Origin of the sequence: Xanthocytophaga agilis (assembly GCF_030068605.1) — a bacterium.
Classification (GTDB): Bacteria; Bacteroidota; Bacteroidia; order Cytophagales; family 172606-1; genus Xanthocytophaga; species Xanthocytophaga agilis.
The window spans coordinates 682,709-704,217 of sequence record NZ_JASJOU010000002.1 but is presented as its reverse complement, the minus strand read 5'-3'; the positions used below and the strand labels follow the sequence as shown (position 1 = coordinate 704,217).

Genomic DNA, 21,509 nt, shown 5'->3' with positions numbered 1-21,509 from the left:
GTGGTTTTATAGTATATTCTGAACATTTTGCCTATGCATATCGCGATTGCTGGAAATATTGGTGCCGGTAAAACAACACTGGCAGGATTATTAGCTTCTCATTATGGTTGGGAAGCGTTGAAAGAGATGCCTGACGAAAATCCGTATCTGGCCGATTTTTATGAGGACATGCCACGATGGGCTTTTCAGGTACAAGTCCATTTTTTAACCAGCCGGTTTGATCAGCTTATTCAGATTAGCCAGGCCAAACATCCTGTTATCCAGGATCGGACTATCTATGAGGATGCATTTGTATTTGCCAAAAATCTCCATGACTCTGAAATAATGAGTACACAGGATTATCAAACGTACCATCGGTTATTTGATATAATCATGCGGTTGGTGCGGCCACCTGATTTACTTATCTTTCTGGATGCTGGTTTACCTAAACTAACCTTGCAGGTAAAGAAACGAGGAAGGCTGTATGAACAAAGTGTAGATATTACCTATCTGGCAACGTTGCAGAAACACTACCAGAACTGGATCAGGTCTTATCAGGAAAGCCCAATGTTGTATATTGATGTAAACGAACTGGACTTCCTGAACAGACCTGAGGATTTTCAGATGATAGTAGAGAAGATTAATCACTACTTATCCCTCTGAAATGAGAAACACTATTTTTCAAACGTAATAGGTATCGTTACTTTGGTTTTATCCCAAAGCAAAGAAAGATCTGCTCCTGCCTTGGTTTCATCAAACTTGATGGTAAAGGCCTCATACGTTTCTTTGATGATGTCAGCTTTTGCATCTACTGTAAGGGTATTTTTGGATGGATCATAACTAAATGCACCCCATTGACCCAATTCTCCATTGAGAATAATTGTCCATTTTTCGGCATCAGGGATTGTAAACAAGGTATAGGTTCCTGCCCGTAAAGGTTTTCCACCAAACTTTACATCTTTTGTAAATGTAATCTCTGTTGCTTCGTTGGCGCCTGTACGCCATACTTGTCCAAAAGGTTGAAGTACTCCAAATACTTCTCTTCCTCTTTTTAAGGGCTGACCATACACTACCCGAATATACATATTGGTGGATTTGTATTGTGCCAGCGCCACCGGACTAGTTCTTGGGCGAGGAGTAATAATAGAATCCACACGAGATGACACTGGTAAAGAAGGTGTTTTTAATACTGGTTCTTTTGTTGGAGACTGAGCTGATACGAACTGATAGCTTAGAAGGAGAGAGGTTATAACTGGAATAAACGATTTCATTACAGAAACTATAGATTATGTAAAAGAGTGTGTTGCGAATTACTTGCAAATAAACGAAAGTAAAATAATTATTGTTGCCTGAATGTTCCAGTAAATAAAAGATAACAGGTTATACGACTTGTTGAATGTATAAAAAAAGAACCTCAATGTCATATAGTTTTTATCTGGATGACAGTGAGGTTCTGAACAGGCAGTCTTTAGTTGGCTTTCTGGATAGTTACATTGGTAATTTCTACACGGCGCTCTGCAGAGGCAGCAGGACTATATAGCGAACTTCGTACATCGTCCCGGTTATCACTAATGTTGCTACTGGCATTATCCTCACCTGAGGCTTGTTCTGTAATCAGAAGCAGCCCCTTATCCATATACTCTTTAAATTGACCGTCTTTATATGTTCGGAAATGATTTTCAATGCTGCTGACCCGGCGGCCTGTCAGCATTTTGTTATAGTCTCCTTCAGCAAGAGGGCTCGCAAATCCAGTGACTGTGATCTCAACTTTGTTTCCTTCTTTAAGTTTCGCTAATAATTTGTCGGAAAGTGCAGTAAGGTCATTGTAGCCTTTTTTTACTTTTGAGTCAAAGAATTGTTCTACCTCCTGTTTGAAGGCTTCTGCATTAGAACTGCCTTTACTATATTCCTTTGTAAATACTTCTTTCTGATTATAATAGCTGGCATATGTTTGGCCATAGGTCAGTTCCGTAGTACTGGTCTTTGTTTTAGGATTTGGGTAATCATTATTGAAATATAAGGCAATAGGTTGGAAATTTTCAATAGTGGTTGCTACTGTTGCCGAGGTTTGTTTCGGATCTTTTACTACAGGTTCTGCTTTATTTGCCTGTGCTGCAAAAAGAGTAGTGTCTGTAGTGTTGGATTGATAGCTCGTATACCATATAACACCACATATCAGTATGGCGGCTACTACACCCCCTATAACCCAACCGGAAGGGCCTGTAGATGTTATTTCCTGTGAGGCCATAGTGGCTACTGCGGGCTCTGTCAGTGGCGATGTAGATGCTACTGAAGTCAAAGGAAGCGCTTCCGTTTGAGGGTATACTTTAGGTTTGGGTGCCGGAATATCTCTGGGCATGATGGGGTCAACCAATACTGGCTCTGATTTGGTTATGCCATTGTAAGACAAATAGGTGCTATCCTGTATTGGGAGAGCCTCTACCTCTATACCAGATTCTGCAGTCTGGATTACTGCCAGATTAGCTAAAGCAAGTTCACGAGAGTTATAGAACGCACTACGTGCTATCTCCTGATTATTACCCGACCTGAGGCTATAAAAGTATTGTCCGTCTTCTTCCTGAACCCTCCAGCGTGATTCTATCGGTGCATTTCGTTTGACGGATTCGAGTCCGTTATCACGTGTTTGAGCTGTTGGGTAAGATTCGCTGAACAGGATGGGGGTACCCTGATCGTTATTATAGTGAAAATAATAGGCGTTATTTTTTATACTATAGAAAGGTTCAAATCCCTTGATGCCCACAGGTGACCGTTGGGTAAAGTCATACTGATCAATGGTGCGTTTGGACTTCTCTGATAGATTGGTCACAGGTTCAGGATGGTCAACATGCAGGCTGAGCCGTTGAGTCTCTACTGTATGAAGTTCTTCTGTGTATAAGTCTACCTGATATCTGGAAGCGTAGGTGACAGACTGATTTTTTAAAAAGAGGATAGCCGCCTCCATCGCCGCTGTTGTGTCAAACAATGGACTCCGGGCAATTTCCTGATTATTGCCTGCTTTCAGTATAAAATAATGTTTCCCTTCTTCTTCGTTTCTTACATATCGGGCATCCTGGTAGGCATTTTTGATAACGGAACGGATGCCGTTGTCGCGTCCTGCTATATTTCCATATCCCTGACTGTAAAGTATGGCCTGTCCATCGGTATCATTGAAATGAAAGTAATACTGTTTGGTGTCTGCCGATTGGAAACTTTCAAATCCCGCCTGTCCGGACTGAGATACCACTGTAAAGTTATATTTGTCTACAGGAGGATTTCCGTTGCGGGTACTTGTCTTTTCAGGCTTTCTATAATTATCAGCAAAGCTTTGAACCGTTTTTTGCAGCGACTGTATAGCTTCATCTCTTTCAGTTGTAGTAGTAAAGAAGTTACTTCTGGCTATTTCTCTGCCATTTATAGCTTTTAAAATAAAATAAGCTCCAGTATCGGTTTCTTTGCGTTCATATCGTTTTTCTTTATCTGCATTTTGTATCACAGACCATATACCGTTATTCCGGGTTGTTTCGCTGGCATAAGCCTGACTATAAAGGATAGGTTGCCCCTGTGAATTATTGAAATGAAAGTAGTACAGATTGTTCTTTGCACTTTGGAAAACCTCAAAACCTGCTTTTCCTGATCGGGATAACTGTGTAAAGTCATAGGCATCCAGATCTACCTGAAGGCCTGGCCTCTGGATTGATTGGGTCCGGGTTTCTATAACATTTACTTCATAGTCACTTGTTGTTGAGAGTTGCTCAATCAGCCTATTGATACTTACATTCACATTCTCCATACTATCATAGGGTATGCTTCTTGCAATCTCAGTATCCCCTGTCTGTATGGCAAACAGGTAGTTTCCGCTCTCTGTATGTGTTATATAATTAGCTGCTGTAGCGGCTAACTGTATAAAGTTACGAATGGCATCCATACAGGATGATGGATCTTGGTAAGTAGTGTTACCTGCCATTAGCAGATTGTTGTCCTCCAGTAACTGAAACACATACACATCGTTGGTGCGAATAATTTCAAAGTGCATAACAAATGAAGAGATTAGTGGCTAAAAAAGATATGAACAGGCGTTCAGTTATAGTCAATCTACAGGCTAAAAAATGTAGCCGTTATAGTTTGTGCAGTTTGAGTTGATACAGCAAATTATATTGAAAATCAGAGAAATAAAAAAGAATTAGCGATTTTTTTAACGAAAAAAAAGTTATTCGTTTCTTTTTGTTTGTACCTGTTACCGAGCTGTTGGGTATTCAGAATAGGTAATACCTATACTTTGAGACGAATGTAGAAAATGTAAATAATACAAAAGAATATTTTGGATATGGCCTTCTTTCGGAAGTAATACTTACCGTTTTTTCAGGAGTGTGGAAATGGTGCCTCAGTGAATATAAGTTGTAAACTATATGGGATGTAATTGTTTGTTTGTCAGTAGATTGTTTGTAATTGTGAATAGGTACGGGATTTTAATAGGAAGGAACTAAGAGACAAGGTATAATCGAAGATGTTGATTTCAGAAACCTCCTAGTCTGTCTGAAGGAACAAAAGAGATAGTGAGATGATGGAATTACATAGATAGGATAACTACTAATATGCCTTAGTAACTATTCTCCACAAATCTGATGAACTAATTTAATAAATAGATATGGTAAAGCATTCAAAGAAAGCAGAACAGCTGCTGTTAGATCCAACTGTTTCAGCTAAGCGGGCAGGCCTGATATATACTACAGATCAAACTCCGGGTATTACTCGTCGACTGAAAGGTGAGTCGTTTGAATATATATATCCCAACGGGAAACTTTGTAAAGACAAGGCTACACTGAAACGTATCCATAGTCTGGTGATCCCGCCTGCCTGGGAGAAAGTATGGATTTGCCCAGATGCAGATGGACACCTGCAGGCTACAGGCTTTGATCAGAAAGGACGGAAGCAATATCGTTATCATCCGGATTGGAATGCAGTCCGAAGCGAGACAAAGTTTCATCGCCTTCACTTGTTTGCAGAACATCTGCCTGCTATCCGGAAAAAGGTAAATGAAGATCTTGCCTCTCCCGGTATTACCTATCGTAAAGTCCTTGCTCTCATTGTACGGCTTTTGGAATATACCAATATTCGGATCGGAAACGATGAGTATCGGAAACTATATGGTTCTTTTGGACTTACTACCTTACGTGACAGGCATGTCAAGATTGAAGGAACAAAGACTACCTTCTCTTTTAAAGGCAAAAAAGGAGTAGAGCATCAAATTGCTTTGCAAAGCCGACGTCTTACTCAGTTAATAAAGCAGTGTCGTGACATACCTGGATACGAACTGTTTCAGTATTATGACGAAAAAGGACAAAGACAAAACATTGGCTCCAGTGATGTCAATAATTATCTGAAAGAGATTACACAGGATTCCTTCACTGCAAAAGATTTTCGTACCTGGGCAGGAACCTTGCAAGCCTTCAGGACCTGTTGTTCATTAGGTCAGTTTACCTCAGCTGCTGAAGCAAAAAAGAATGTAGTTCAGGTGATTGAGGAAGTAGCTCAAAAGCTGGGTAATACTCGTGCTGTATGTAAAAAGTATTATATACATCCTCATATTCTGGAAAGTTATGAGACAGGTGTACTTTGTGATTACTTTGGAAAAGTCTCAGAATCAGGTGAAATTACTGAAGAACTATCCGAAGTTGAGACACTGGTGAAGGACTTGTTGGTGAAGGGAATGAAAAAGAAATAAGAAACGCACTGTTTTGAATTATCTGAATACAGATGTAAAGAAACTACCCAGGTTTATGGACGAATACCCATTTTTACTCTGTGGCAATTAGTAATTCAGACCTCTGTAAGAATACTCCTGAAGTTTATTACACTGTGACAGACTGCTCTGGTTAGTAGTATGTGGCGAGGACAAACCTCCAATCTCAAATGAGTTACAGTTGGTTACACATGGTTACACTTGCGGTTACACTTTAACTAGTTGATAGTGAACGCAGTTACACTGGTTACACAGTTTTGCCATTTTTTGTAAAAGTTCCCAGAAAGAAAAGCAAGTATATACTCCCTTTATATATACTATATACTATATTAATATACGTATGTGAGAAATAAGTGTAACCAGTGTAACCGGCCTCATTTACAGGAGTTTAAAAGTGTAACCGCAAGTGTAACCATGTGTAACCTAATGTAACCGGCCTTATTATCAGGCATTTACTGTGTAAACTATAACTAGATTGAATTTATCCAATAATGTAGAAGCGATTGGCATATCACCATTATACGGATTCGAATTAATCCAGACATTCTTTGAAGATTAGGACTGAATTATTCATATGAAAACTTTTGCCGTGAATTCCGATCAACCATTCATCTTGCGGTTTATTCTATGCAAAAGCTATTTCTGCGGTTTATTCAACGCATCTGTATTTTTGCGGTGAATTCTAGGCAAAAATTATTTTTTTCCAACAAACCAAGTAAACTTCTCTGCTTGATGCTTGTGATGAAGTATACTCAACGATTAACCCTGTGTGTATTTCAGTTCAGTCGCCCTATATGAGCATAAATCAACACATGGAAACATCAATGGATTAGTGCTAAATAATCAAGGTGCTAAAAGAAATGTTCTGCTATTTTTTATGGGGTCAGATACGATCTTTTAGTGGTGGAGGGCCATGTAATACCAGTTCCCAGTCTTCAAATGGAGGCTCGACTTCAAAAGCAGAATCACAATAAGAGCGAATATATTGGGTAGCTCTCTTTTCTGCATACTTTGCATTTAAAACTGTTCCATTTTCATCTACCTCAATCACATTAGCATAAATCGCAAAGGCCTGTTCGATAGCACTGGGTTCTTCTCCATAGAGAGAAAGATACTCTATGCCTTCCAGCATATAATGTGTACCACTTGCCATAAAATAGGCGAAGGTCCGCAGGGCTCCACTAAAGGAATGGCTTAATTTCATTAATTTACTTATGTTATTTTAGTCTTTATATATTTTTTAAATTCTTCGCCATATTCCTGGATGCCAATAATTCGATTTTCGTTTACTTCTATTTCCCTAACCTTGTCGTTAAGATTACGTAAATCTGAATGGACAGAGTAGACAGGAATGTTTTTTTCTCTAAATAAATCCAACCATTTCAAATCATCCAAATGAATATAGTTAGGGCTTGCATCTGGATACTTTTGATATTTTACTAAATGATCTGCCTTCTGAAATCTTATATTACATTTGTATAAGAGGCTAATATAAAGCTCATATCTGAGATTGCCTGTAAGGGTTAACCGATCACTGTAAGATTCTGGCGCTCCGTCCCAACCATACAAAATGGGATTCTCTTCTTTGGAATTGATGAATGTAAAATAATAGTTTACATCAAAAAGATTGATAAAACAGATTTTATCAGTCTTTGTCAGATACTCTTTCCCGTCTAAAACATCTCTTATTTTGTCATTCATTTTTGCTTTAATAGTGTCCTCTTTTGCTGCTTTTTCTGCTTTCAAGATATCTTGCATGGTAAATAGCATTAAATCAAAATCCTTAATCCTAATTTTTCTGCCAAAGTGCTTGAGATATGTTTTCAAACTACTATCAAAATAGAAATCGATCTCATTTTCCAATGCAACTATTTCTTGCTCAGAAGCACCTTCAAAATCTTTAATAGACGCTGCATTGATCTGAATTGAGAGATCTTTTACTTCATTAAAGAATATATCGTATTTATTCATACTTAATTTGAACAGACACCTCTAATATCTTGGCTGAAGATATTCTTTGGTAAAAATTATATCATCTATTGTCTTTTTATTTTCTGAAATGTTGATGTAAACTTTTCTAATATGCTTGGATAATTATAGGAAGTGTGTCTTGATTAGTTATGTTTACTATTTGATCCGTTTAAACCCAGCTTTTAAAAATATTCTATGTCAGTTACTCTTTTTGAAGAAGAAAACATCTATCGATTATTTGCATCCGGACAGCCGGACAATATCCAGATTGGCTTACAAGTTGCTCAGGCGCTAACTATTACTATACAACCCTACCTTGACGAAATTGAAAAGATTTATCGGCTGGTCTATCCCCGGAAAAAAGCCCGGCCTGTTGCTCAGCTTCTATTTGTACAGGGTGCTACCCAATTGAAACTTTCTGATAAATCTCTGAGTAGTATACCAGAGGGAATCAGACACATGAAACTACTTACTGAGTTAAGTCTGGATACAAACAATCTTACCAGCCTCCCTGAAGCCATTGGTCAGTTAAATCAACTACGAGTAGTAAACCTGCAACGAAATCAGCTGAATTCTTTGCCTGATTCCTTTGGTAGATTAAACAATTTAATTGAGTTTGATCTTATTCAAAACCAATTTGAACAATGGCCTGAACCTATCAATTATCTTTCTGCACTTCAGGAACTCTACTTTTCAGATAATCTGCTGACAGCTATACCAACCGATATTGCTAAACTGACCCAACTGAAGAAATTGTTTTTAGTGAAAAATCAACTCAGAGAACTGCCCGAACAAGTGGGCTCTCTGACAGAGTTAGGGATGCTGGCGTTAGCAGACAATCAACTTATAAGCCTACCGGAAAGTATAGGTAATCTGAGCAAGCTTACCTATTTAAATCTGTCTTACAATCTCCTTTCAGAGCTTCCGAAATCTTTCAATCTGTTGAAACAGCTTGAAACACTATACTTGAAACACAATTACCTTACATCCTGGCCTAAGCATGCTGAACTAACTAACCTGAAGCGATTAGATCTGTCTGGAAACAAGCTCACTAAACTTCCTGAATCAATTACCCAACTTACTAATCTAAAGGAGTTAATACTTACCGATAATCCACTGAATGCAAAGGCTAAATCTTCTATAAAAAACTGGTTACCAAATTGCCGGATTACTTTCTGATCCAAGGCCTCGCAAGTAAATAGTTGAGCAGTGTAGAATAGATGCTGATAATCAATGCCTGACACGTTTAGTTAACGTATTTACATGATTACAAGCATCTGAAGGGCATACGTTTGTCTATCTTCGAGTCATCTATTCGGGAATTACTTTTACTATTTTTAAGTTATCAATAGGACATTCCTGTTATCCCGAAACAACTATAATTACTGAATCTGGCAATCTGTAAAGGGAAAACAAAAAACTGCAAAATGTGGGTTTTGACTAGTGGCTATTTTGCCTGGAAGCAGGTGCGTAGTGACTAAAACAGGAGTGTTGATAAAGGAAAAATTAATACAAAAATGCCTATTGTACTACATTACAGTGGAATCTTATGTAGATCACTGGTAATATTGTGTACATTATTTACATTTGCGGACTAGCACTAAAAAGAAAATTTATGAGCATTTATAGTGAATACCTAAAAGAAATTGAAGAAAGAAAAGTTCAGGATCTTCATCCAAAACCGATTGATGGTGCTGAATTGCTAAGTGAGATCATTGCACAAATAAAAGATCGCAATAATGCGCACAGAAAAGATTCTCTCCGCTTTTTTATCTATAATGTATTGCCGGGAACTACCAGTGCGGCAGGTGTGAAAGCTAAGTTCTTAAAAGAAATTATTCTGGGTACATCCATAGTTGAAGAGATTTCACCTGCTTTTGCTTTTGAATTATTAGGACACATGAAAGGTGGTCCTTCCATTGAAGTGTTGCTGGATCTGGCTTTGGGTGATGATACTACTATAGCGAAACAAGCTGCCGAAGTCCTTAAAACACAGGTATTCCTGTATGATGCCGACACGGATCGTTTGAAAGAAGCATTCAAAAACGACAATCCAATAGCTAGAGAGATACTTGAAAGTTACGCACAGGCTGAATTCTTTACAAAGTTACCTGAAGTACCTGAAGAAATTCATATAGTGACTTTTATTGCTGGTGAAGGTGACATCTCAACCGATCTGCTGTCTCCGGGTAACCAGGCGCATTCCCGCTCAGACCGTGAACTACACGGTAAATGCATGATCACCCCTCAGGCACAAGCCGAAATCAAAGCATTACAGGCACAACATCCTGACAAGAGTATAATGCTGATCGCTGAGAAAGGCACTATGGGTGTAGGTTCATCCAGAATGTCTGGTGTAAATAACGTGGCGCTATGGACAGGTAAACAAGCAAGTCCCTATGTCCCGTTTGTGAATATTGCCCCTATTGTAGGTGGCACAAATGGAATTTCTCCTATCTTCCTTACTACTGTTGATGTTACTGGCGGAATTGGTATTGACCTCAAAAACTGGGTAAAGAAGGTAGATGAGAATGGCAAAGTTATTCGCAATGAAAATGGGGAGCCTATTCTTGAGCAAGTATACTCTGTTGCTACAGGTACTGTTCTTACAATCAATACGAAGACAAAGAAATTATATAATGGTGAAAAGGAGCTGATTGACATCTCTAAGGCACTTACGCCTCAGAAAAAAGAGTTTATCAGAGCAGGTGGATCATATGCCATCGTATTTGGTAAAAAAATCCAGACAGTTGCTGCAAAAATTTTAGGTATAGAACCAACTCCTGTATTTGCTCCGTCAAAAGAGATTTCCAATGAGGGACAAGGTCTGACAGCAGTAGAGAAGATATTTAATAAAAACGCTGTTGGTATTACTCCAGGTAAAGTATTACACGCTGGTTCGGATGTTCGTGTAGAAGTGAATATTGTAGGTTCTCAGGATACAACCGGACTAATGACCGCTCAGGAACTCGAGTCTATGGCAGCTACCGTGATTTCTCCAATTGTAGATGGTGCTTATCAATCTGGTTGTCATACTGCCTCTGTATGGGATAAGAAGGCACAGGCAAACATTCCAAAGCTTATGAAGTTCATGAATGAGTTTGGATTGATTACTGCCCGTGATCCGAAAGGCGAATATCATTCCATGACGGATGTAATTCACAAGGTGCTTAACGATATCACAGTCGATGAGTGGGCCATCATCATTGGTGGTGACTCTCACACAAGAATGTCGAAAGGGGTTGCCTTTGGGGCTGACTCAGGTACCGTTGCGTTAGCACTAGCTACTGGTGAAGCATCCATGCCAATTCCGGAATCTGTAAAAGTAACCTTCAAAGGCGAAATGAAGGATCATATGGATTTTCGTGATGTAGTACATGCTACCCAAGCACAGATGCTTCAGAAATTTGGCGGGGAGAACGTTTTCCAAGGTAGAGTTATTGAAGTACACATTGGAACCCTTCCTGCTGACCAGGCTTTCACATTCACAGACTGGACAGCAGAGATGAAGGCAAAAGCTTCTATCTGTATTTCTGAAGATGACACGCTGATTCAATCACTGGAAATTGCAAAAGGCCGAATCCAGATCATGATCGACAAAGGTATGGATAACAGCAGACAGGTTCTTCAGGGATTGATCAACAGAGCAGATAAGAGAATTGCAGAGATTAAATCAGGCGAAAAACCTGCTTTAACTCCAGATGCGAATGCCAAATATTATGCGGAAGTAGTAATTGATCTGGACGCAATTGCTGAACCAATGATTGCCGACCCAGATGTGAATAATGACGACGTTTCCAAGCGATATACTCACGATACCATTCGTGCACTATCTTACTATAGCGGCGAGAAAAAAGTGGATCTAGGTTTTGTTGGATCTTGTATGGTGCATAAAGGAGATTTGAAAATTGTCTCTCAAATGCTCAAGAATCTGGAAGAACAACAAGGTAAAGTTGAGTTTCATGCACCGCTTGTAGTGGCAGCTCCAACATACAACATTATTGATGAACTTCAGGCTGAGGGAGATTGGGAGATATTGCAAAAGTATTCTGGTTTTGAATTCAATGATAATGCACCAAAAAACACAGCACGTACCGAATATGAAAATATGATGTATCTCGAACGTCCGGGCTGTAATCTTTGTATGGGTAACCAGGAAAAAGCAGCAAAAGGAGATACTGTAATGGCAACCTCGACTCGTCTTTTCCAGGGAAGAGTTGTAGAAGATTCAGATCGTAAAAAAGGAGAGTCTCTTCTTGCCTCTACACCAGTAGTTGTCCTTTCTTCAATCCTTGGACGAATCCCTACTATAGAGGAATACAAAGCGGCAGTTGTTGGTATCAATCTGACTAAGTTCGCACCTCCTCTGAAGAATTTAACTTCAACTGCAAAAGACACGCTGTCTTATTAATAAAGGTTTTTGACATAAAAAAGGCTTCACTAATTAGTGAAGCCTTTTTTATGTGGTATGAACAATTAAACTGTAGTCAGCTAATTGAATGTTAGCTATTTTTTGCCAGTTTGCGGTCTGGTGTTGTCCGAATTTGACAATAGTTTATTCGCTTTTACTTTGCACAAGTATTTATTTCTAGTGTGTATATCCGATTCTATTAATGAACAATACAGAGTTAGTCACCAAGCCACACTACCCCATATTAGACGGCCTTCGTGGTGTCGCAGCCATAATCGTTGTAACCTTTCACCTGGCTGAGCCTTTAGCCACTGGCCATTTGGATAATCTGGTCAATCATGGTTACCTGGCTGTCGATTTTTTCTTTTTATTATCAGGTTTTGTGATGGGCTATGCATATGGCGACCGCTGGAATAAGATGACCCTTGGCAGCTTTTTCAAACGCCGTATTGTCCGTCTTCAGCCTATGGTAGTTTTGGGGATGACCCTTGGCGCTATTGGATTCTATTTCACAGATTCCACCCTATGGCCTCTTATTCATACCGTTCCCATCTGGAAGATGCTGCTGGTGCTGGTGATCGGTTATACAATCCTGCCCGTGCCCTTATCACTTGATATACGTGGCTGGCAGGAGATGCACCCATTGAACAGCGTGGGATGGTCACTGTTCTTTGAATACATTGCCAACATTCTATATGCTATCGGGATTCGGAAATTTTCCAACACCGCATTGAGTATCTTAGTAGGCATCGCTGCTATCGCACTTGTCCATATGGCAATCACAAACGGCGACGTTAGTGGTGGCTGGACGCTGAATATGGAACAGGTACGAATTGGGTTAACCCGTACCATATATCCCTTCTTTGCTGGTCTGTTATTATCCCGGATAGCAAAGCCGATCCGAATTAAAAACGCCTTTTTATGGTGCAGTCTTTTAGTAGCTATAGTACTTTATATGCCCCGCATTGGCGGGGCTGAGCATCTCTGGATGAATGGAATTTATGACTCTATTTGTATTATCGTCATTTTCCCGCTTATCGTATACCTTGGTGCAAGTGGGGTAATTCAAAGTCAACGAGAAAACAGAATATGCAAATTCTTAGGTGATATATCTTATCCACTTTACCTGGTACATTACCCGCTAGTCTATTTTTATGTTGCCTGGATCAGCAATCATAAAGGCATAACAATTGTGCAGGTGTGGCCCTATGCTTTACTTATTTTAACAGGTAGTATCATTTTAGCCTATGCCGCTTTGAAATGGTACGATGAGCCGATTCGCAGGTGGTTACACAAAAAGCTTACGTAGGATTGGAATAGGGGGTATCAAGAGGTAACTATTGGTAAAATCAGGAGTACTAATTGTATATCAGATTTATCTTTATGGGTGGAGGAAAGTCTGGGAGTTAACTAATTCTTTTTTATAGTGTTGAATCGACTTCCTACTTGTCATCAAATTACTTTTGATACAGCATACTTATCTTAACGAAACAGTACCAACTTTGGCAGTTATTAAAGCAAAAACCCTCAAAACATACAAGATCTGAGGGTTTAGTGGAGCGTATCGGAGTCGAACCGATGACCTCTACAATGCCATTGTAGCGCTCTAGCCAGCTGAGCTAACACCCCAAACGGATTGCAAATATAGGCGCAGGAGTATAGCACGCAAGAAAAGTGTAGACAAAATATTTTATTCTTTGTATCACATACTTTTCCTAATATAAAATCCTATACCTTTGTGACCCCAAATAATCCCTTTGTCTGCAAGAACTCAAACACTAACGACTTCTACTGGTGATACTGTCACCAGCTCACTAGCTACAAATACAATGAATCCGTTTAGTAAAACATTTAAACTAGGCATTCTCGGAGGAGGACAGCTTGGTCGCATGCTTATACAAGCCTCTATCGACTTAAATACATATATCAAAATCATGGACCCGGATGCGGAAGCCCCCTGCAAATATCTGGCCCATGAGTTTGTGCAGGGTTCTCTGATGGATTTCGACGCCGTCTATGCTTTTGGAAAAAATGTAGATGTACTTACCATTGAAATTGAACACGTCAATGTAGACGCACTGGAAAAACTGGAAGCCGAAGGAGTGAAAGTATTTCCTCAGCCTAAGGTAATCCGAATCATTCAGGACAAACGTGTACAAAAACAATTCTACAAAGACCACGACATTCCAACACCTGATTTTGTGCTGACAGATACAGTTGAAGACGTAGCAAAACACGTTGACTTTCTTCCTGCATTTCAAAAATTGGGCAAAGCAGGATACGATGGGAGAGGAGTACAGCGCTTAAAATCGGCTGAGGATCTGGGGAAAGCCTTTACTGAACCTGGTCTGCTGGAAAAAGCTATCGATTTTGAGAAAGAAATTTCAGTTATTGTGGCACGTCGGAGTAATGGCGAAATGGAAACATTCCCAGTGGTGGAGTTAGTATTTCATCCGGTACACAATCTGGTAGAGTACCTGTTTGCTCCTGCACAGATTTCCGTAGAGGTAGAGGAACAGGCTCAGCAATTAGCCCGTAAAGTGGCTGATAAGTTGGAGATAGTAGGTTTACTTGCTGTTGAGATGTTCTTGACCAAAGAGGGAGAAGTCTTGGTAAATGAATCTGCTCCCCGTCCACACAACAGCGGACACCATACTATCAAAGCCAATTATACTTCCCAGTTTGAACAACATCTCAGAGCCGTTCTGGATTTGCCATTGGGAAGTACACACATAAAATCACTTGCCGCTATGGTAAATCTGCTTGGTGAGGCAGGATACACCGGAGATGCATATTATGAAGGGATGGAAACTGTTTTGCAAATAGCAGGTGTATATCCTCATTTATATGGCAAGCAGACTACCAAGCCATTCAGAAAGATGGGACATGTAACCATTCTGGACATCAACCTGAGTTCTCTACAGAATAAAGTTTCGGTAGTCCGTGACGGTCTGAAAGTAATAAGCAAGTAGAGTCAGTATTCATGATAGACTTATTTGGTTAATGTCAGATAGTAGGATAGTTGTTTTGTAACTATTTTATGTTTTTGAAATTTTATTTTGCTTTCTGTTTGTTAGTCAGATATTTATTTTGTCTTAGTTTCTTGTTTGATACGAAAAAAAAGCAGTACTTAGCAGGCGATTTTATCTTTGAAGCGAAACCTATACACACTCAAATTTCTTTATATTTTATTTTAATCTATAGCCAACTATGGTAGGTATTATTATGGGCAGTGAGTCTGATTATCGGGTAATGTCTGATGCTGCCAATATTCTTCAGGAATTATCCATCCCTTACGAAGTTTCTATTGTTTCAGCCCATCGTACACCTTTGCGTATGGTTGAATATGCTCAAGCGGCACGTGGCCGTGGAATAAAAGTAATCGTAGCAGGAGCCGGTGGTGCTGCTCATTTGCCAGGTATGGTTGCTTCTTTAACAACCCTTCCTGTAATCGGAGTGCCCGTAAAATCTTCTCATTCTACAGATGGATGGGATTCCATTTTATCCATTTTACAAATGCCAGGTGGAGTACCTGTTGCTACTGTTGCACTGGATGGTGCAAAAAACGCGGGTATACTTGCCGCTCAGATTCTGGGAGTTTCTGATGAGAAAATAGCCAATCGTTTAGCTGCGTATAAAGATGATTTAAAAAGAAAAGTTGAAAAGATGAATGAACGCTTAAATCAACCTCAGTTTTAAATATCTGTTTTAGTCTCTAATGCTCTGAAGGGTAGCACATGTGTGCTGCCTTTTTTATTTTATAGCTATCAGAGAAAATCCAAATCCCTTACAATGAGGTGAATGGCGTCTGCTCTGGCAAAAGTGCTTTATTATGAGAATAGAGTGTATGGTTGCTGTATATGAAAGCTTATTCTGTATAGTAGTCTGACGATAATCAAACCACAATTACAGGAGTATATAAGCAATTGTTTCTGTCTGAGACACAAAGGAAATAGACCCTTGAAAAAAATATAAAGAATTTTGCAATCTTGATTATTTACTTTACTTTTGCGTTCCCAAAATAAAAACGTATTAAGAAACGTAAAAAAATAATACATAAATGCCTACTATTCAACAGTTAGTACGTAAGGGAAGAACACAGTTGGAGTTTAAGTCAAAATCTCCTGCTTTGGATTCCTGTCCGCAGCGTCGCGGTGTGTGTACACGTGTGTATACAACGACGCCAAAAAAACCAAATTCTGCTTTGCGTAAAGTAGCTCGTGTGCGTTTGACAAATCAGAAAGAGGTTAACGCTTACATCCCTGGAGAAGGACATAACCTACAAGAGCACTCTATCGTTTTGATTCGTGGTGGTCGTGTGAAAGATCTTCCAGGTGTTCGTTATCACATCGTACGTGGTGCGTTGGATACTGCTGGTGTTCAGAACCGTAAACAAGGTCGTTCTAAGTACGGTGCTAAACGTCCGAAACCGGGTCAGCCAGCACAACCAGTAAAAGGAAAAGGTGGTAAAAAATAAGTAAAGTAGTGCTGTCTGTCTTTTAGATGGTAGTATAAGTATTTATTTGGCCTTGTCCGATTTAATAAAAAATCAATCTTTTATTTTAACTAAAAATCGTGAGTATTCGGCAATATGCCGGAGAAGCGTTGTGTAACACACACGAGAAATTATGAGAAAGTCTAAACCTCAAAAGCGCTACGTTTTACCTGATCCTAAATTTAAGGATGTATTGGTAACCAAATTTGTGAATTCATTGATGTATGAAGGAAAGAAGAGTATTGCTTACTCTATCTTCTATGATGCAGTTGATCTGGTTGCTAGTCGTACAAATGAAAATGGATTGGATGTATGGAGAAAGGCGTTGAATAATATTATGCCAACTGTAGAAGTTCGCAGTCGTCGGGTTGGTGGTGCTACATTCCAGGTTCCAACAGAAGTACGTCCTGAGCGTCGTCAGGCATTGGGTATCAAATGGATGATCGCCTATGCACGTAAACGTGGTGAGAAAACAATGACAGAAAGATTAGCAGGGGAGATTGTTGCTGCGTCTAAAGGCGAAGGTGCTGCTGTGAAAAAGAAAGATGATACTCATCGTATGGCGGATGCAAACAAAGCGTTCTCTCACTTTAAGTTTTAATTTCTTTCGATATATATGTCGTTTTACAGGGTTTTTCTTTAGGGAAGCTTCTGTAAAATGACATTCTTATTGATAGCGGGCAAGTGTCCGCTATTGACATAAATAATAACGTTTTTATATATCAAACCTGTAATTACCGCAAGGTAAAACTATGGCTGACTTAAAATATCTGCGCAATATTGGTATCATGGCGCACATTGATGCCGGAAAAACAACTACCAGTGAGCGTGTTCTGTACTACACAGGAAGAACTCACAAAATAGGTGAAGTACACGAAGGCGCTGCAACTATGGACTGGATGGTGCAGGAACAGGAACGTGGTATCACCATTACTTCTGCTGCTACTCACGCGCAATGGAATTATCCAACAGAGCAGGGCGAGGTTCTTGATGGTATAACAAAAACATATGAGATTAACCTGATTGATACTCCTGGTCACGTAGACTTTACTGTAGAAGTAGAGCGTTCTCTGCGTGTATTGGATGGTGCAGTTGCTTTGTTTGATGCCGTATCAGGTGTAGAACCTCAGTCTGAAACCGTATGGCGTCAGGCTAACAAGTACCATGTGCCACGTCTTTGTTTCGTAAACAAGATGGATCGTGCTGGTGCAGATTTCTTTAACTGTGTAAAAGAAATCAAAGAAAAACTGAATGCTAAACCTGTTCCGTTACAAGTTCCGATTGGTGCTGAAGATCAATTTAAAGGTGTTGTTGACCTGTTGATCATGAAAGGTATCATCTGGAATGAAGCAGATAAAGGTAAAACATATAAAATCATTGATATTCCTGAAGACCTGATTGAAACTGCTGATGAGTGGAGACAATATCTGGTTGAATCTGTAGCTGAATACGATGACCATCTGATGGAGAAGTTCTTTGATGATCCTAACTCTATCACACGTGAAGAAATGATGGTGGCTATTCGTAAAGCTACTATCGACATGACAATCACTCCTGTATTGTGTGGTTCTGCCTTCAAAAACAAAGGTGTACAAACTATGCTGGATGCGGTTATTGCCTATCTGCCTTCTCCATTAGATATGCCTGCAATTATGGGGGAAAATCCTGATTCAGGACAAGAAGAAGAAAGAAAGCCAGATGTAAATGGACCATTTGCCGCATTAGCATTCAAAATTGCAACAGATCCATATGTAGGTCGTCTTGCATTCTTCCGTGTATATTCAGGATATCTGGATGCTGGTTCTTATGTATTGAACATGCGTACTGGTAAAAAAGAGCGTATCTCTCGTCTGATGCAGATGCATGCTAACAAGCAGAATCCAATTGATAAGGTAGAAGCAGGTGATATCGCAGCAGGTGTTGGTTTCAAAGATATCAAAACTGGTGATACACTGGTTGATGAAAGCAAGCCTATCATTCTGGAGTCTATGAGCTTCCCAGAGCCTGTAATTGGATATGCTATTGAGCCTAAGAAACAAGCTGATGTTGATAAATTAAGTAACGCTATCACTAAACTGGTAGAAGAAGATCCAACACTTCGTGTAGAGACTGATCAGGAAACTGGACAGACTGTATTAAAGGGTATGGGTGAGTTGCACCTGGAAATCATCATTGACCGGATGAGACGTGAATTTAACGTTGAAATCAATCAGGGTGCTCCTCAGGTTGCTTACAAAGAAACTATCACCAAAACTATCGAACACCGTGAGGTATTTAAGAAACAAACGGGTGGTCGTGGTAAATTTGCGGATATTGTATTTGAAATCGGACCAATAGACGAAGATTTCAAAGCGGCTAACCCAACTGAAAGCTTCCAGTTTGTAAATGCAATCGTTGGTGGTGCTATTCCTCGCGAATTTATTCCTGCAGTTCAGAAAGGTTTTGCAGAAGCTATGAAAAACGGACCTATGGCAGGATATCCTGTTGATAGTATGAAAGTACGTTTGTTCCATGGTTCTTTCCACGCAGTTGACTCCGACTCACTGTCTTTCGAGATCGCTGCACGTGATGGTTTCCGCGAAGCTGCTAAACAAGCTGGTCCTAAATTACTTGAACCAATCATGAGTGTAGAAGTTACTACTCCTGACGAGTTTACAGGTCCTGTAACAGGTGACTTAAACCGTCGTCGTGGTTTGATGAAAGGTATGGACAGCAAAGGTGGTGCTCAAATTGTAAAAGCTGACGTTCCATTGTCTGAACTATTCGGATATGTAACTGATCTGCGTACTATTTCCTCTGGTCGCGCTTCTGCAACATTGACATTCTCTCATTATGAGATTTTGCCTCCTAACATGGCTGAAACAGTTATTGCAAAGCTTAAAGGAGCTAAAGTGTAAAGTAAAATTGGATAGACTACAGATTGTTTGAGAAAATAGTTTGTAGTCTATTTTATGTATATAAGTTTCTTTTCAAAGTCAAAACCTGCTGGTCAAACGTGTATCAGCGCCTGAACAAATAATAAAATGACTCAGAAAATTCGGATTAAATTAAAATCATTCGATCATAGCTTGGTAGACAAGTCATGTGAAAGAATCGTAAAAGCTGTAAAGTCTACAGGAGCAGTAGTGAGCGGTCCTATTCCGTTGCCTACTGAAAAAGAAAAATTTACAGTATTGCGTTCACCACATGTTAACAAAAAATCGCGTGAACAATTTCAACTTTGCACATACAAGCGTTTGATTGATATTCATTCTTCCAGTGCAAAGACAGTTGACGCATTAATGAAACTTGAATTACCTAGTGGTGTTGATGTAGAAATTAAAGTGTGACGAGCTTATTTGTCAGAAGCAGAACCTGCCTCTGTTGCTAACAGAAGCAGGTTTTTTATTTGATATATTAAAGTTTATCCTTCAATAGATAACCAAGAAAGAGGCAGGAAACGGCAAAAGTGAAAAAAAAGTGCCTAGCGCTTTATTTTTTTTGATCTATTGCTTGCTTTCTTAATATAAACCTCTACCTTTGCAGTCCGTTTTACAAAAGCTGACCGCTGGTTGTCAAAATCAAGTCATAAGCTTTAAAACATTCACGTAAGTTTTTAAGCAATCATGTCAGGTATCTTAGGAAAAAAAATTGGAATGACCAGCATCTTTACACCTGAGGGTGAAAGTGTTGCGTGTACAGTAATTGAGGCAGGACCTTGTGTGGTTACACAAGTAAAGTCGATTGAGGTTGATGGATATGAAGCAGTACAGTTGGCTTTCGGAGAAAAGAAAGAAAAAAACACTGCCAAGCCATTGTTAGGCCATTTTAAAAAGGCAAATACAACTCCTAAGCGCAAGCTTGTTGAGTTTAAAGACTTTGTAGTAAAAGTTTCTTTAGGCGATACTATCCAGGTTGGAGATGTATGTGAAGCAGGTGAGTTCGTTGATGTGGTTGGCACTTCTAAAGGTAAAGGTTTTCAAGGTGTTGTAAAGAGACATGGATTTAGTGGTGTGGGTGCGGGTACGCATGGTCAGCACAATCGCCAACGCCATCCAGGTTCTATCGGTGCGTGTTCTTTCCCTGCTCGGGTGTTTAAAGGATTGCGTATGGCTGGTCGGACAGGTGGTAATCGTGTAACTGTTCAAAATCTTCGTGTTTTGAGAGTTATTCCAGAGAAAAATCTGGTTTTGATCAGTGGTTCTGTTCCTGGAGCTAAAAATTCTATTGTCATCATTGATAATCACAGAGAAATCATCTAATACATACATCAAGTGTGTACTAAAAAGGTAAGTAACAATGGAAGTATCAATATATAATATTTCGGGTAAAGAGACAGGTAGAAAAATTGCCTTGGTTGATGAGATCTTCGGCATAACTCCAAATGATCATGCGATCTACCTGGATGTAAAGCAATATCTTGCTAATCAGCGTCAGGGAACCCATAAGGCAAAGCAAAGAAATGAGGTTCATGGTTCTACCCGTAAACTTCACAAGCAAAAAGGTACAGGTGGTTCTCGTAAAGGAAGTATTAAGAACCCTCTTTATCGTCATGGTGGTCGTGTTTTTGGACCTGTTCCTCGTGATTATAGCTTTAAGTTGAACAAGAAAGTTAAGGAGTTGGCTAGAAAGTCAGCATTAAGCTACAAAGCTGTTAATTCTGGAATTACAGTTGTTGAAGACTTTACGTTGAGTCAGCCAAAGACAAAAGAATATATTAAGATTCTGGAAAGTTTGTCTGCTCTAGATAAAAAAACATTGTTAGTTCTTCCTGAAGTAAATAAGAATGTTGTTTTATCAAGTCGCAATTTGCCAAAATCTAAAGTTATTCTGGCGAATCAACTTAATACATATGAACTGATGAATGCGGATCTTTTATTGATAAGCGAAGGTTCATTAGTGAAAATTGAAGAACTTCTTAAATAGCTCAAAAA

Annotated in this window: 17 protein-coding genes and 1 tRNA gene; 13 read left to right on the top strand and 5 right to left on the bottom strand. The window is 39.4% G+C overall.

The features are described from left to right. Positions 1-33: 33 nt before the first annotated feature. Positions 34-642: a deoxynucleoside kinase gene (locus QNI22_RS09795; protein WP_314510452.1), complete on the top strand. Its 609-nt coding sequence runs from the start codon at positions 34-36 to the stop codon at positions 640-642. A gap of 11 nt (positions 643-653) precedes the next feature. Here the strand turns inward: QNI22_RS09795 and QNI22_RS09790 are convergent, their stop codons facing one another. Both QNI22_RS09790 and QNI22_RS09785 read right to left on the bottom strand, forming a co-directional pair. Continuing rightward, complete coding sequence (locus QNI22_RS09790; protein ID WP_314510451.1) at positions 654-1,250, bottom strand: DUF2911 domain-containing protein; 597 nt, start codon at positions 1,248-1,250, stop codon at positions 654-656. A 197-nt stretch (positions 1,251-1,447) separates the two neighbouring features. After that, a complete protein-coding gene (locus QNI22_RS09785; protein ID WP_314510450.1) occupies positions 1,448-4,012 on the bottom strand; it encodes a DUF1508 domain-containing protein in 2,565 nt (854 codons plus the stop codon). 612 nt (positions 4,013-4,624) lie between these two features. On the opposite strand from QNI22_RS09785, the gene QNI22_RS09780 reads away from it, so the two are divergent. Beyond that, positions 4,625-5,701 (top strand): DNA topoisomerase IB, encoded by a 1,077-nt coding sequence (locus QNI22_RS09780; protein WP_314510449.1) that lies wholly within the window; start codon positions 4,625-4,627, stop codon positions 5,699-5,701. 901 nt (positions 5,702-6,602) lie between these two features. Here the strand turns inward: QNI22_RS09780 and QNI22_RS09775 are convergent. Then, positions 6,603-6,923, bottom strand: coding sequence for a DUF7677 family protein (locus tag QNI22_RS09775; protein ID WP_314510448.1), 321 nt, complete (start codon positions 6,921-6,923; stop codon positions 6,603-6,605). A gap of 8 nt (positions 6,924-6,931) precedes the next feature. Next, positions 6,932-7,690 carry a hypothetical protein gene (locus QNI22_RS09770; RefSeq protein WP_314510447.1) on the bottom strand — a complete coding sequence of 253 codons (759 nt, stop codon included), beginning with the start codon at positions 7,688-7,690 and terminating at the stop codon, positions 6,932-6,934. Positions 7,691-7,885: 195 nt separating this feature from the next. Here QNI22_RS09770 and QNI22_RS09765 point away from each other — a divergent pair, with 195 nt between their 5' ends. From QNI22_RS09765 to QNI22_RS09755, 3 genes are all read left to right on the top strand, one after another. Then, the gene (locus QNI22_RS09765) at positions 7,886-8,869 is read left to right on the top strand and encodes a leucine-rich repeat domain-containing protein (RefSeq protein WP_314510446.1); all 984 of its coding nucleotides are present in this window, start codon (positions 7,886-7,888) and stop codon (positions 8,867-8,869) included. A gap of 436 nt (positions 8,870-9,305) precedes the next feature. Next, complete coding sequence (locus QNI22_RS09760; RefSeq protein ID WP_314510445.1) at positions 9,306-12,101, top strand: bifunctional aconitate hydratase 2/2-methylisocitrate dehydratase; 2,796 nt, start codon at positions 9,306-9,308, stop codon at positions 12,099-12,101. Between the two features lie 202 nt (positions 12,102-12,303). Continuing rightward, positions 12,304-13,410: an acyltransferase family protein gene (locus QNI22_RS09755; protein ID WP_314510444.1), complete on the top strand. Its 1,107-nt coding sequence runs from the start codon at positions 12,304-12,306 to the stop codon at positions 13,408-13,410. 246 nt (positions 13,411-13,656) lie between these two features. Here QNI22_RS09755 and QNI22_RS09750 read toward each other — a convergent pair. Continuing rightward, positions 13,657-13,730: transfer RNA gene (locus tag QNI22_RS09750), tRNA-Ala, on the bottom strand. A 200-nt stretch (positions 13,731-13,930) separates the two neighbouring features. Between QNI22_RS09750 and QNI22_RS09745 the strand changes: the two genes are divergently transcribed. The 8 genes from QNI22_RS09745 (at position 13,931) to rplD (ending at position 21,501) form a co-directional block, all read left to right on the top strand. After that, positions 13,931-15,073 (top strand): 5-(carboxyamino)imidazole ribonucleotide synthase, encoded by a 1,143-nt coding sequence (locus tag QNI22_RS09745; protein ID WP_314510580.1) that lies wholly within the window; start codon positions 13,931-13,933, stop codon positions 15,071-15,073. A gap of 238 nt (positions 15,074-15,311) precedes the next feature. Next, complete coding sequence (gene purE / locus QNI22_RS09740; RefSeq protein ID WP_313975498.1) at positions 15,312-15,800, top strand: 5-(carboxyamino)imidazole ribonucleotide mutase; 489 nt, start codon at positions 15,312-15,314, stop codon at positions 15,798-15,800. A 361-nt stretch (positions 15,801-16,161) separates the two neighbouring features. Then, positions 16,162-16,578, top strand: a complete 417-nt coding sequence (rpsL, locus tag QNI22_RS09735) for a 30S ribosomal protein S12 (RefSeq protein ID WP_313975496.1) — start codon at positions 16,162-16,164, stop codon at positions 16,576-16,578. Positions 16,579-16,729: 151 nt separating this feature from the next. Beyond that, positions 16,730-17,197, top strand: coding sequence for a 30S ribosomal protein S7 (gene rpsG, locus QNI22_RS09730; RefSeq protein ID WP_313975494.1), 468 nt, complete (start codon positions 16,730-16,732; stop codon positions 17,195-17,197). Between the two features lie 151 nt (positions 17,198-17,348). Then, entirely contained in the window at positions 17,349-19,493 is a 2,145-nt protein-coding gene (gene fusA / locus QNI22_RS09725; RefSeq protein ID WP_314510443.1) for an elongation factor G, read from the top strand. 126 nt (positions 19,494-19,619) lie between these two features. Beyond that, entirely contained in the window at positions 19,620-19,925 is a 306-nt protein-coding gene (gene rpsJ / locus QNI22_RS09720) for a 30S ribosomal protein S10 (RefSeq protein WP_313975490.1), read from the top strand. Between the two features lie 276 nt (positions 19,926-20,201). Next, positions 20,202-20,837, top strand: coding sequence for a 50S ribosomal protein L3 (rplC, locus tag QNI22_RS09715; protein WP_313975488.1), 636 nt, complete (start codon positions 20,202-20,204; stop codon positions 20,835-20,837). 37 nt (positions 20,838-20,874) lie between these two features. Next, the gene (gene rplD, locus QNI22_RS09710; protein WP_314510442.1) at positions 20,875-21,501 is read left to right on the top strand and encodes a 50S ribosomal protein L4; all 627 of its coding nucleotides are present in this window, start codon (positions 20,875-20,877) and stop codon (positions 21,499-21,501) included. Positions 21,502-21,509: the final 8 nt, after the last annotated feature.